Here is an 11,534-nt window from a genome sequence, read left to right as displayed (position 1 = left end):
GTCTTCCGGGCGGGCGGGCGCGGCTGCTCCCCCGCGGCCTGCGGCACCGGGCGGGCCCCTGGCTCGGGGGCCGCGGCGGCGTCGTTCACCGCGTCGGTCGATACCACCTCACCTGGCACCCAGCCTCCTAGTCCGTGCGGGCGCTCTCTCTGCGTGCCCCGCGGGATGCGCCCGTCCCCACCGGGCCCTGATGGCGCCAGTGTATCCGGCGCCCATTTCGTACTAGACCGTAACCAGGGAATGAACGTCGAGATTCCGCAGCTTGTCGCGTCCGTGAAGGAACGACAGCTCCAGGAGGACCGACAGCCCCACGACCTCTCCCCCGCCGCGGCGGACGAGTTCGGCGGCGGCCGCGGCCGTCCCGCCGGTGGCGAGGACGTCGTCGACGATCAGCACCCGCTCCCCGGGCCGGAGCGCGTCGAGATGGATCTCGATCGTCTCGGTCCCGTATTCGAGATCGTAGGTCTCCTGGTGCGTCCGCGACGGCAGCTTGCCCTTCTTGCGCACCGGGACGAAGCCCGCGCCGAAGTGGTAGGCGACAGGCGCGGCGAGGATGAAGCCGCGGGCCTCGATGCCGACGATCTTGTCGATGGTGCCGCGGCCGTAGTGGTTGACGATCGCGTCCACGACGCCGGCGAACGCGACGTGGTCGGCCAGCAGCGGCGTGATGTCCTTGAAGACCACCCCGGGCTGCGGGTAGTCGTCCACGTCGCGGATCCGGTCCTGGATCAGCTTGCCGAGGTCCACGTCGCTCTCCCTGTCCCGATGTCCGCTCTCAGATGCCCGCACGGGCCGTGCCCGCGCCCGTCACGAGTCTCGTGAGGGGGCGCGGGCACGGCCCGGTACGTCCTGCCGGTACTGCTCTCGCGCGCTACTTGCCGCCACCGCCGCCGCGGCGCTGCTGGCGGGTGCCGCGCCTCGGCTGCTGCCGCGGCCCCGTCTGCACCACCTTCTTCACGGTGACGGCGCTACGGAGGTCGGCGGCGTCGCCCGGTTCGCCGCCGGACGACTCGCCGGACGGCTCGTCCTCGGGCGACTCGCCGAGCCCACCGGCCCCTGCCTTGACCTTGGCGGCCTTGGCCTGCCGCTTCGTGCTCTGCTCGCGCCGGGCGAGGTTCGCGCGGATCTGCCGGTACTTCGGCTCGCGCTCCTTGAACTGGACGAGCAGCGGCGTCGCCACGCAGATCGACGAGTACGTCCCGACGATCATGCCGACGAACAGGGCGAGCGACAGGTCCTTCAGGGTCCCGGCGCCGAACAGCGTGGTGCCGATGAACAGGATCGCGCCGACCGGCAGGATCGCCACCAGGGACGTGTTCAGGGAGCGCACCAGCGTGCTGCTGAGCGCCTGGTTGGCCGCCTCGCTGTAGGTGGTCTTGGAGGTCGCGCTGAGCGGTTTCGTGACCTCTTTGATCATGTCGAAGACGACGACCGCGTCGTACAGCGAATAACCGAGGATCGTCAGGAAGCCCAGCAGGGTCGCCGGCGTGACCTCGAACCCGGACCAGGCGTAGATGCCCGCCGTGATGACCAGGTCGTGGATCAGCGCGACGACGGCGGCGACCGCCATCCGCCATTCGAACGCCACCGACAGATAGCCGATGATCAAGATCATGAAGACGATCAGCGCCTGCCACGCCTTCTCCTGGATCTCACCGCCCCAGGAGGCTCCGACGACCTGCGTACTGATCTTGTCGGTGGAGACGTTCAGCTCCTTGCCGACGTGCGTCTTGACCTCGGTGACGTGCGTCGAGGTCAGGCTCTCGGTGGTGACCCGCCAGTCGCCGCCGGCCTTCTGCACGATCACCTGGTGGACGCCGGCGCCGGTGGCGGCGGCGCGCACGTCCTCGATCGAGGCGCTCGGGGCCTTGAAGGTGAAGACGGACCCGCCCTTGAACTCGACGCCGAAGTTGAGGCCCTGGACGAGCAGTCCCGCGATCGACAGCACCAGCAGCAGCCCGGAGATCGTCGCCCAGATCCTCGGGCGGCCGACGATGTCGGCGCTGATCTCGCCCCGGTAGATCCGCGAGGTGACGGCACGCAGTCCCATGGGTCAGGCCTCCTGGCTCGAGCCGGCGGTGGCGGCGGACTGCTTCTGCGTCACGCGGTGCAGCTTGCGCGGGTCGAGGCCGGACAGCGGATGGCCGCGGCCGTAGAAGTTCGTCCGCGACAGCAGCGCGACGAGCGGCTTGGTGAAGAAGAACACCACGATGATGTCGATGAGCGTCGTCAGGCCCATCGCGAACGCGAACCCGGCCACGCCGCCGACCGCGAGGAAGTACAGCACCAGCGCGGCGAGGAAGGTCACGGCGTCGGCGACCAGGATCGTGCGCCGCGCCCGCTTCCAGGCGGTCTCCACCGACGGCCGGAGCCTGCGGCCGGCTCTCAGCTCGTCCCGCAGCCGTTCGAAGTAGACGATGAACGAGTCGGCGGTGATGCCGATGGAGACGATGAGGCCGATGATGTGCGGCAGCGAGAGCCGGAAGCCCATGCCCTCACCGAGGATGACAACCGACACGTAGGTGATGGCCGACGCCACGATCAGGCTGGACACCGCGACCAGGCCGAGGCCCCGGTAGTAGAACATGCAGTAGAGCACGACGAGGCCGAGCCCGATCGCGCCCGCGATGAGCCCGCCGGTCAGCTGGTCGGAGCCGAGCGTGGACGACACCTCGTCGATGGAGCTCTGCGTGAACTCCAGCGGCAGCGCCCCGTACTTCAGGACGTTCGCGAGGTCGGTGGCGTACCGCTGGTTGAAGCTGTCGGGCGGGCCGTCGATGCTGGCGGTGCCGCCGGTGATCGCGCCCTCCCTGATGCTGGGCGCGGAGACGACCTGGCCGTCCAGGATGATCGCGACCTGGGCCCGGGGGGAGTTCGGGTCCTGCTGGTAGGCGCCGTAGGCGTCGGTGGTGACCTCGCCGAACTGGCGGCCGCCCTTGCCGTCGAAGTCCAGCGAGACCGACCAGCTGGCCTGGCCCTGCTGGGAGTTCGGCGGCATCGCGTTGGCGCCGTCCACGTTCTCGCCGAGCACCCGGACGGGACCGAGGATGTACTTGGCGATCTGGCCGCCCTCGTCGTCCTGGTCGCAGGCGGCGACGAACTTGCGGTTCGGGTCGTTGGAGCCGGGGGCGCGCCGGTCGCCGGTGTAGCAGTTGAGCGCCTCGAACTGCTGGATGACGGCCTTGTCGGTCACGCCGGCGTAGTCCTGCGCGGGTGGCTGCTGCTGACCGGGCAGGGGCTGGCCGGACGGCGGGACCAGCGGCGACGCCGCGGACGGCGACGCCGCGCCGGACGGCTTGGGCGTCGGGGCCGTGAGGGCCCCGGACAGCGCCCTGCCGCGCGGCGTGGCCGACGCCGAGGCACTGGCGGACGGCGACGCGGACGGCGAGGGGCTCTTGCCGTCGTCCTTGGCCTTACCGGTCGGGCTCGCGGAGGGCGCCGGCGCCGGCGGGGCCGCCGTGGACGGCTTGCCGTCGGCGACGGCGAACACCTGGCGGAACTGCAGCTTCGCCGTCGTGCCGATCAGGCTGACGACGCGGCCCTGCCCCTCGCCGGGGACGTTCACCACGATGTTGTTGCTGCCCTGCTTGGCGACCTCGGCGTCGGACACCCCGAGACCGTTGACCCGCTGGGTCATGATCTTGACGGCCTGGTCCATCTGCTGGGCGGGCGGGTTCTTGCCGGACGCGGTCTTGGCGGTGAGCGTCACCGTCGTGCCGCCGGCGAGGTCCAGCCCCAGCTTGGGCGTCATCTGGCCCTGCCAGACGGCGACGCCGGAAAGGACCACCAGGATCGCGAAGAGCGCGAGAAGCGTGCGCCCGGGCTTGGGAGCGGTACTGGGCGGAGCCACTTGTCGTCTTACTTCCCGTCTAGAGTCGACAGCGGAGGAAGATCAGGCGGACGGCTTGTCCGACGCCTTGACCTTGGTCCTCCCCTTGGGCTTGGACTCCTCGGCCTCGTCCGCCCCCACGGCGTCCGCCTCGTCGTCGGCGGTGGCCTCGACGTCGTCGTCCTTGGTGAGGTCGACGCCGTCGCCGTCCTCGTCATCGCTCGCGTCGGCGGGCTCGTCCTGCGCGTCGTCGAGGTCCTCGGGCTCGTCGTCCTTGAGGACCTGCATGACGGCCGCCTTGACGAAGCGCACCTCGACGCCGTCGGCGATCTCCAGCACGATGCCGTCGTCGTCGACCTCGACGACCGTCGCGCGCATGCCGCTGGTCGTCAGCACCCGGGCGCCGGGCTCCATGGCGTTCTGCATCTCCATCTGCTGCTTGCGCCGCCTGCTCTGCGGCCGGATCAGCAGGAAGTAGAAGACCAGGGGAACGGCGAGGAGAAGCAGGAGGTTGAAAGCCCCGCTCCCGCCCGATTCCGCCGCGAGAATAAGTTCGCTGCCCATTACAGGGGCATCCTTCCGATGTCGTTTGCCCAGCCTTGTGACCGGAGCCTTGTGACCGGACCGGTCACGTCCACGGGACCGCCGACTGGAGACGGTGAACCAAGTCCCGGAGTCTAGAGAGTACGCCAGACCCCGGCAACGACGCGACGATCGACGACGCCGGGAAGTTCCCAACCCGTTACCCGAATGATCACATTTCGGGCCGATCGGCCGTCTCGTCCCGGTCCTCGTCCATGTCGAACAGCGTCCCGGCCATGGGCGCCGTCGGCGGCGGGGTGAGCCCGAGATGCGCCCAGGCGGCGCCCGTGGCGACCCGTCCGCGCGGCGTCCTGGCCAGCAGGCCCTGCCGGACGAGGAACGGCTCGGCGACCACTTCCACGGTCTCCGGCTCCTCCCCGACCGCCACCGCCAGTGTCGACAGGCCGACCGGACCGCCGCCGAACTTGCGCAGAAGCGACCCGAGGACGGCCCGGTCGAGCCGGTCGAGGCCCCGTTCGTCCACCTCGTACAACGACAGCGCCGCCCGCGCCGATTCCCTGGAGACCGTCCCGTCGCCGCGGACCTCCGCGAAGTCGCGGACGCGGCGCAGCAGCCGGTTGGCGATGCGGGGCGTGCCGCGGGAGCGTCCGGCGACCTCGGCGGCGGCGTCGTCGCTGATCTCCACGTCCAGCAGCCGCGCCGACCGCCGGACGATGACCTCCAGCTCGGCGGGCTCGTAGAAGTCCATGTGGGCGACGAACCCGAACCGGTCGCGCAGCGGCCCGGGCAGCATCCCCGCCCGGGTGGTGGCGCCGACCAGCGTGAACGGCGCGATGTCCAGGGGGATCGCGGTGGCGCCTGGGCCCTTGCCGACGACGACGTCGACGCGGAAGTCCTCCATCGCCATGTAGAGCATCTCCTCGGCGGGGCGCGCCAGGCGGTGGATCTCGTCCAGGAACAGCACCTCGCCCTCGGCGAGGGTCGACAGCACCGCCGCGAGGTCGCCGGCCCGCTCGATGGCGGGCCCGGACGAGATCCGCAGCGGCTGCCCCAGCTCCGCCGCGATGATCATCGCGAGGGTGGTCTTGCCGAGACCGGGACCGCCCGACAGCAGCACGTGATCGGGCGTCCGGCCGCGCCGCAGGGCGCTGTGCAGCACGAGCGAGAGCTGTTCGCGGACGCGCTCCTGCCCGATGAAGTCGTCGAGCTTCTTGGGCCGCAGCGCGGCCTCGATCATCTGCTCCTCGGGCCCGTCCGCGCCCGCCGACACCAGCCGCTCCGATTCGCTCCCTGTTCCCTGTGGGAGGCGACCTCCCACACCCCCCGGTTCGCTGTCGCTCATCATTTGCTGAGCTTCTTGAGCGCGGACCTGAGGAGGGCCGCCACCGGGGGCGTCTCGGCGCCGTCAAGGTCGGCGGCGACGGCGGAGACCGCGGCGTCGGCGTCCTTGGCGGACCAGCCGAGGTTGATCAGGCCCATCTGGACCTGCTCGCGCCACGGCTCGGCGCGGGCGGGCGCGCGGACGTCGGCGGCGCCGTCCCCGATGGGGCCGCCGAGGCGGTCCTTCAGTTCCAGGACGATGCGCTGGGCGCCCTTCTTGCCGATGCCGGGCACCTGGGTGAGCGCGGTCAGGTCCTCGGTGGCCATCGCGCGGCGCAGCGCGTTCGGGGTGTGGACGGCGAGCATCGCCAGTGCCAGGCGCGGCCCGACACCGCTCGCGGTCTGCAGCAGCTCGAAGACGCCGCGCTCGTCGTCGTCGGCGAATCCGAACAGGGTGAGGGAGTCTTCGCGGACGACCAGCGACGTCGGCACCTTCGCCTGCTCGCCGACCCGCAGCCCCGCGAGCGTGGTGGGGGTGCACTGCACCGACAGGCCGACGCCGTGCACGTCGATCACCGCCCCGTCGGGCCCGGCGGCGGCCACCCGGCCGCTGACGAAGGCGATCATTCGCTGGTTCCTCCTCTGGTCGGGGTGGCATCGGCCCGGGCGGCGAGGCGCTCCCGCTCGGCCCGCGCCGCCTCCTCGATCCGCGACCGCTGGGCGTGGGCGAGGCGCTGCTGGGCGCCGCCGCGCCACACGTGGCAGATGGCGAGCGCGAGGGCGTCCGCCGCGTCCGCGGGCTTCGGCGGCGCGTCCAGGGACAGCAGCCGGGTCACCATCCTGGTCACCTGGGCCTTGTCGGCGCGGCCGTTCCCGGTGACGGCGGCCTTGGCCTCGCTCGGGGTGTGCAGTGTGACGGGCAGCCCGCGGCGGGCCGCCACCAGGATCGCGACCCCGGCGGCCTGGGCGGTGCCCATCACGGTGCGGACGTTGTGCTGGGAGAACACGCGCTCGACGGCGACGGCGTCGGGGCGCAGCTCGTCGACGAGCGCCTCGATGCCCGTCTCGATGCCCAGCAGGCGCAGGGCGATGTCGTCGTCGGGGGCGGTCCGCACGACGGAGACGTGCACCAGATGGAGCCGCTTGCCCGGGACGCCCTCGACGACCCCCACCCCGCACCGGGTGAGCCCGGGGTCCACCCCCATCACCCGCACGGCCACTCCTTCGATCATGTGTTCGGCCGAACACGCTATCAAGTCGGCGTGGTGCCGTCTCCCGCGCGTAGAGCGTGTCCCGGAACTCAGAAGAAGTCGAGGCTGAACGGCGCCGCCGCGAACGCGGCGGACAGCGCGTCCGCGTTCCCGCCCGCGAGCAGCCCGGTGCGGCGCAGCGTGGCGACGGGGACGCCGGCGTAGAGCGCGGCGAGGCCCCGCGCGCCGACCCGGACGGCGTCCGCGTCGCCTTCTGGCGGGGCGGGCGAGCGTTCCAGCCGTCCCTCGCCGTCCTTGATCTCCAGCCGCCAGTGCCCGGAGTTCGCGGGCAGTTGCGGGTCGTCGACGAGGAGGGGAACCGCGGCGCCGACGCCGGACGGGAAGCCGCGCGCCTCGATCGCGGCGGGCGCGTCCACCAGGCGCAGCATCCACTGGCTGCGGGTGACCGTCTCCCATTCCCGCTCGGGGAGCAGCCACAGCGCCGGGTCGAACGGCGCGACGCACGCGCGGACGGACTCCGCGGTCGACGAGCCGGACCCGACGAGGGCCCACAACGCCCGCAGCGTCCGCTCCGACGACGCCACGAGCCGGGTCACCTCCATCCCGGCGTTGCCGTCCGCCCACCGGTAGGAGAGGAACCCGTCCTCGGCCAGGTAGCAGTACTCGTCGCGGTTCCCTAGCGTCCTCCGCCACCAGGCCTCGGGCACGCCCACGGGGCCGCAGTCCAGGGACGTCTCGTGGACCCGTCCGACGACGGCGGCCGCCTCGGCGGCGTCGTCCGGGCCCGCCCTGCGGACGGGGACCCGCTCGGCCGCGACGCGGCGCAGCGCCTCGGTGCGGATCTCGACGTGGTGCTGTGCGCCCGCGTGCTCCCAGCCGACCGACCGGTAGAGGGCCGTGGTGGCCGGATACAGCATCGCCAGGGGGTGACCGAACCGGACGCAGTGCTCCAGAAGGTCGGTCATCAGCCGCCGGCCGAGCCCACGGCCGCGCTCCTCCGGCGCGACGGTGATCCCGCTCACGCCCGCCATGGACACGGCCCGCCCGTTCCACCACTGGGTCATGTCGTACAGGGAGCCGGTGGCGACGACCTCGCCGCCGTCGAACGCGGCGAACACCCGCCCGGCCTCCAGCGACGGCAGGACCGACGCGGCGCGGCGTTCCCACACGTCGTCCGGCGTCGGCCCGAAGGCGCGGGCCAGGATGTCGCGGACGGCGGACGCCTCCGCCGGGCGCAGGGCACGGATCTCCATGATCCAGACCGTATGCCACCTCTCCGACAGCGGGAGCGGCTAGTCCAGGGTGGCGAGCACCTCGTCGCTGACGTCGAAGTTGGCGTAGACGTCCTGGACGTCGTCGGAGTCCTCCAGGGCGTCGAGGAGGCGGAAGACCTTCTTGGCGTTGTCCTCGTCGAGGGGGACGGTGACGCTCGGCAGGAACTTGCTCTCGGCCGAGTCGTAGTCGATCCCGGCGTCGACCAGGGCGCTGCGGACCGCGACGAGGTCGGCGGCCTCGCTGACGACCTCGAAGTTCTCCTCGTCGAGCTCGTTGACCTCTTCGGCCCCGGCGTCCAGGACGGCCATCATCACGTCGTCCTCGCTGGTGCCGGACTTGGGGACGATCACGACGCCCTTGCGGTTGAACATGTAGGAGACCGAGCCCGGGTCGGCGAGGGAGCCGCCGTTGCGGGTGAGCGCGACGCGGACCTCGGAGGCGGCCCGGTTGCGGTTGTCGGTCAGGCACTCGATCAGGACCGCGACGCCGCCGGGCGCGTAGCCCTCATAGGTGATGTTCTGCCAGTCGGCGCCGCCGGCCTCCTCGCCGGCGCCGCGCTTGCGGGCGCGCTCGATGTTGTCGTTGGGGACCGAGTTCTTCTTCGCCTTGTAGATGGCGTCGTAGAGGGTCGGGTTGGCGTCGGGATCGCCGCCGCCGGTCCGGGCCGCCACCTCGATGTTCTTGATGAGCTTGGCGAAGAGCTTGCCCCGCTTGGCGTCGAGCGCCGCCTTCTTGTGCTTGGTGGTCGCCCATTTGGAATGGCCGGACATCTGTCATTCCTCCTCTGTCGTCCGGCGCACCAGATCGGCGAAGTAGTGGTGCACGCGGAAATCGCCTGTCAGCTCCGGGTGGAACGCGGTCGCCACGAGGCGCCCCTGGCGGACGGCGACGATCCTACCGGCGTTCGGGCCCCCCTCGGCGCGTCCGAGCACCTCGACGGCGTCCCCGACGGACTCCACCCAAGGCGCGCGGATGAAAACGGCGTGGTACGGAGTGTCCCCCATACCGGTCAGCTCGACGTCGGACTCGAACGAGTCGACCTGGCGGCCGAAGGCGTTGCGGCGCACGGTCATGTCGATCCCGCCGACGGTCTCCTGGCCGGCGACGCCGTCCCGGATCCGGTCCGCCAGCATGATCATGCCGGCGCAGGAGCCGTACGCGGGCATGCCCGCCTCGATCCGCTTGCGCAGCGGTTCCAGCAGGTCGAACGAGCGCGCCAGCCGCCACATCGTGGTGGACTCCCCGCCGGGCAGGACGAGCCCGTCGACCCGCTCCAGCTCCTCGGGGCGGCGCACGGTGAGGGTGCGCGCCCCTGCCGCCTCCAGCGCGTGCGCGTGCTCGCGCACGTCGCCTTGCAGGGCGAGGACACCGATCGTCGGCACAGCAGTCACGAAGAACCTTCCGGGGGTCGACCAACGTTGGACGTTCCGTACAACGCCGTGCGACCTGGCGCGTCTTCCCCGGCGGTGGGCCGCCGGGTCGGGCATGCGGGGGGCGGCGGCGCGGAGCGGCCGGCCGGTCAGGCGTGTTTGAAGCGGCGGAGCGGGAGCTCCAGGGGCAGGAAGCCGTCCTTGCCGCGGTCGGCGATGCCGCGGCCGAACATGTGCGCCTCGGCGAGCGCGAGCCCGAACTCCTCGGGGTCGAACGGCAGCGGCACGTCGGGCGCGCCCGCGTCGATGGCCCGCCAGAACGGCCGCTCGGCGGGGAGCCGTTCGCCCTGGTCGACGACGACGCCGTCCTCACTGGTGACGAACACGTCGCGGCGCAGCTCGCCGGACTCGTACCAGCGGAACCAGCAGCCGCGGATGACGGTGTGCAGGACGAGGACCCCGCAGTGCGAGCCCGGCAGCGAGGCGGCGGCGGTGTCGGCGATGCGGCGGGCGTCGTCGTCGAGGCAGAACAGCCGCCGGTCGCACAGCAGCAGCGCCCGCTCGAACGCACCGACGAACAGCTCGTCCTCGTAGGGCCAGAGCGCGAAGTCGAGGACGGTGTCGCCGGTCTCCATGAGGGTGGCCGCCGGGTAGAGGTCGCGCGCGATCTCCGCGGCGGCGTCCGGATCGGGCACGAGGCCCGGCCGGAACACCTCCGCGGGCTCACCCGCGCTCGCGCACGCCAGCGCGACCGACCAAGCCATGCTCTCCCCTCCCGCGGCCGGGCGCCGCCCGAGGATCCGTTCGTCCCGGGGGACGCCCCCAGCCCCCCGGGAAAGCCTCTATGACCGGCCGCGCCGCCAGCGTAAACCCTGTAAGGGCGCGCTGTGGAGTGGGGGCGCCCGTTTACCAGCCGCGGCCGGCGAACTTCTGGTCCTCGCCGAGGGTGGCGGCGCTGATGCCGACCATGGCCTCGCCGAGCCCGCGCGACACCTTGGCGATGACGCCGGGGTCGTCGTGGAAGGTGGTGGCCTTCACGATCGCCTCGGCGCGCTGCGCCGGGTTGCCGGACTTGAAGATCCCGGAGCCGACGAAGACGCCCTCGGCGCCGAGCTGCATCATCATGGCCGCGTCGGCGGGGGTGGCGATGCCGCCGGCGGTGAACAGCACGACGGGCAGCTTCCCGGCCTCCGCGACCTCCCTGACCAGCTCGTACGGTGCCTGGAGCTCCTTGGCGGCGACGAACAGCTCGTCCTCGGGGAGGTTCTGCAGGCGCCGGATCTCCTGCCTGATCCTGCGCATGTGGGTGGTGGCGTTGGAGACGTCGCCGGTGCCGGCCTCGCCCTTGGAGCGGATCATCGCCGCGCCCTCGGTGATGCGGCGCAGCGCCTCGCCGAGGTTGGTGGCGCCGCAGACGAACGGGACGGTGAACGCCCATTTGTCGATGTGGTTGTCGTAGTCGGCGGGCGTGAGCACCTCGGACTCGTCGACGTAGTCGACGCCGAGGGCCTGCAGCACCCGCGCCTCGACGAAGTGGCCGATGCGGGCCTTGGCCATCACCGGGATGGACACCGCGGAGATGATGCCGTCGATCATGTCGGGGTCGCTCATCCGGGAGATGCCGCCCTCGGCGCGGATGTCGGCGGGCACCCGCTCCAGGGCCATGACGGCGACGGCGCCCGCGTCTTCGGCGATCTTCGCCTGGTCGGGCGTGACGACGTCCATGATCACGCCGCCCTTGAGCATCTCCGCCATACCGCGCTTGACGCGGGCGGTCCCGGTCTCCGGTGCCTTCTCCGGCGCGGCGTTCTCAGGGACGGGACTGGAAGTGGACACGGGCATTCCTCACGTGACGGGCGATAAGTCACCTTCCATGATATTCCCTGCTCGCACGATGCCTGGACCCGGCAGAGTGTCAGCGGCTCCTGCGCGTTCACTTACGGGGTGTAGGGCGGTCACGGCGTCGGGGGGCGCATTCGGGGGTGG

At 71.7% G+C, this 11,534-nt stretch carries 12 protein-coding genes; all 12 read right to left on the bottom strand.

The window, feature by feature from the left end; all coding sequences use genetic code 11:
- Positions 1-222: 222 nt before the first annotated feature.
- On the bottom strand, positions 223-747 hold the full coding sequence (locus tag ETD83_RS33790; protein ID WP_138649271.1) for an adenine phosphoribosyltransferase: 525 nt from the start codon (positions 745-747) through the stop codon (positions 223-225).
- Positions 748-871: 124 nt separating this feature from the next.
- Positions 872-2,050 carry a protein translocase subunit SecF gene (secF, locus tag ETD83_RS33785; RefSeq protein WP_138649270.1) on the bottom strand — a complete coding sequence of 393 codons (1,179 nt, stop codon included), beginning with the start codon at positions 2,048-2,050 and terminating at the stop codon, positions 872-874.
- A 3-nt stretch (positions 2,051-2,053) separates the two neighbouring features.
- Positions 2,054-3,850: a protein translocase subunit SecD gene (gene secD / locus ETD83_RS33780; RefSeq protein WP_329603017.1), complete on the bottom strand. Its 1,797-nt coding sequence runs from the start codon at positions 3,848-3,850 to the stop codon at positions 2,054-2,056.
- 42 nt (positions 3,851-3,892) lie between these two features.
- The gene (yajC, locus tag ETD83_RS33775; protein WP_138649269.1) at positions 3,893-4,393 is read right to left on the bottom strand and encodes a preprotein translocase subunit YajC; all 501 of its coding nucleotides are present in this window, start codon (positions 4,391-4,393) and stop codon (positions 3,893-3,895) included.
- Between the two features lie 190 nt (positions 4,394-4,583).
- A complete protein-coding gene (gene ruvB, locus ETD83_RS33770; RefSeq protein ID WP_138649272.1) occupies positions 4,584-5,609 on the bottom strand; it encodes a Holliday junction branch migration DNA helicase RuvB in 1,026 nt (341 codons plus the stop codon).
- Positions 5,610-5,713: 104 nt separating this feature from the next.
- Entirely contained in the window at positions 5,714-6,319 is a 606-nt protein-coding gene (gene ruvA, locus ETD83_RS33765) for a Holliday junction branch migration protein RuvA (RefSeq protein ID WP_138649268.1), read from the bottom strand.
- A complete protein-coding gene (gene ruvC, locus ETD83_RS33760) occupies positions 6,316-6,906 on the bottom strand; it encodes a crossover junction endodeoxyribonuclease RuvC (RefSeq protein ID WP_138649267.1) in 591 nt (196 codons plus the stop codon). The genes ruvA and ruvC overlap by 4 nt, the downstream gene beginning before the upstream one ends.
- Before the next feature lie 86 nt (positions 6,907-6,992).
- Positions 6,993-8,156, bottom strand: coding sequence for a GNAT family N-acetyltransferase (locus ETD83_RS33755; protein ID WP_138649266.1), 1,164 nt, complete (start codon positions 8,154-8,156; stop codon positions 6,993-6,995).
- A 39-nt stretch (positions 8,157-8,195) separates the two neighbouring features.
- Positions 8,196-8,948 carry a YebC/PmpR family DNA-binding transcriptional regulator gene (locus ETD83_RS33750; RefSeq protein WP_138649265.1) on the bottom strand — a complete coding sequence of 251 codons (753 nt, stop codon included), beginning with the start codon at positions 8,946-8,948 and terminating at the stop codon, positions 8,196-8,198.
- A gap of 3 nt (positions 8,949-8,951) precedes the next feature.
- Positions 8,952-9,569, bottom strand: coding sequence for a pyridoxal 5'-phosphate synthase glutaminase subunit PdxT (gene pdxT, locus ETD83_RS33745; RefSeq protein WP_329603016.1), 618 nt, complete (start codon positions 9,567-9,569; stop codon positions 8,952-8,954).
- A gap of 128 nt (positions 9,570-9,697) precedes the next feature.
- Positions 9,698-10,312 (bottom strand): DUF6928 family protein, encoded by a 615-nt coding sequence (locus ETD83_RS33740; protein ID WP_138649263.1) that lies wholly within the window; start codon positions 10,310-10,312, stop codon positions 9,698-9,700.
- 142 nt (positions 10,313-10,454) lie between these two features.
- A complete protein-coding gene (gene pdxS, locus ETD83_RS33735; RefSeq protein ID WP_138649262.1) occupies positions 10,455-11,390 on the bottom strand; it encodes a pyridoxal 5'-phosphate synthase lyase subunit PdxS in 936 nt (311 codons plus the stop codon).
- Positions 11,391-11,534: the final 144 nt, after the last annotated feature.

The sequence above is a fragment of the Actinomadura soli genome (assembly GCF_005889715.1).
GTDB lineage: Bacteria > Actinomycetota > Actinomycetes > Streptosporangiales > Streptosporangiaceae > Spirillospora > Spirillospora soli.
The sequence above is the reverse complement of the archived record's forward strand: the minus strand, read 5'-3'. Positions and strand labels throughout refer to the sequence as shown.

What these genes read in the sequence shown, in the direction of transcription:
- secF (WP_138649270.1), bottom strand. Translation starts at nt 2,050, where the DNA reads ATGGGACTGCGTGCCGTCACCTCGCGGATCTACCGGGGCGAGATCAGC.
- yajC (WP_138649269.1), bottom strand. Translation starts at nt 4,393, where the DNA reads ATGGGCAGCGAACTTATTCTCGCGGCGGAATCGGGCGGGAGCGGGGCT.
- ruvB (WP_138649272.1), bottom strand. Translation starts at nt 5,609, where the DNA reads ATGATCGAGGCCGCGCTGCGGCCCAAGAAGCTCGACGACTTCATCGGG.
- ruvA (WP_138649268.1), bottom strand. Translation starts at nt 6,319, where the DNA reads ATGATCGCCTTCGTCAGCGGCCGGGTGGCCGCCGCCGGGCCCGACGGG.
- ETD83_RS33755 (WP_138649266.1), bottom strand. Translation starts at nt 8,156, where the DNA reads ATGGAGATCCGTGCCCTGCGCCCGGCGGAGGCGTCCGCCGTCCGCGAC.
- ETD83_RS33750 (WP_138649265.1), bottom strand. Translation starts at nt 8,948, where the DNA reads ATGTCCGGCCATTCCAAATGGGCGACCACCAAGCACAAGAAGGCGGCG.
- ETD83_RS33740 (WP_138649263.1), bottom strand. Translation starts at nt 10,312, where the DNA reads ATGGCTTGGTCGGTCGCGCTGGCGTGCGCGAGCGCGGGTGAGCCCGCG.
- pdxS (WP_138649262.1), bottom strand. Translation starts at nt 11,390, where the DNA reads ATGCCCGTGTCCACTTCCAGTCCCGTCCCTGAGAACGCCGCGCCGGAG.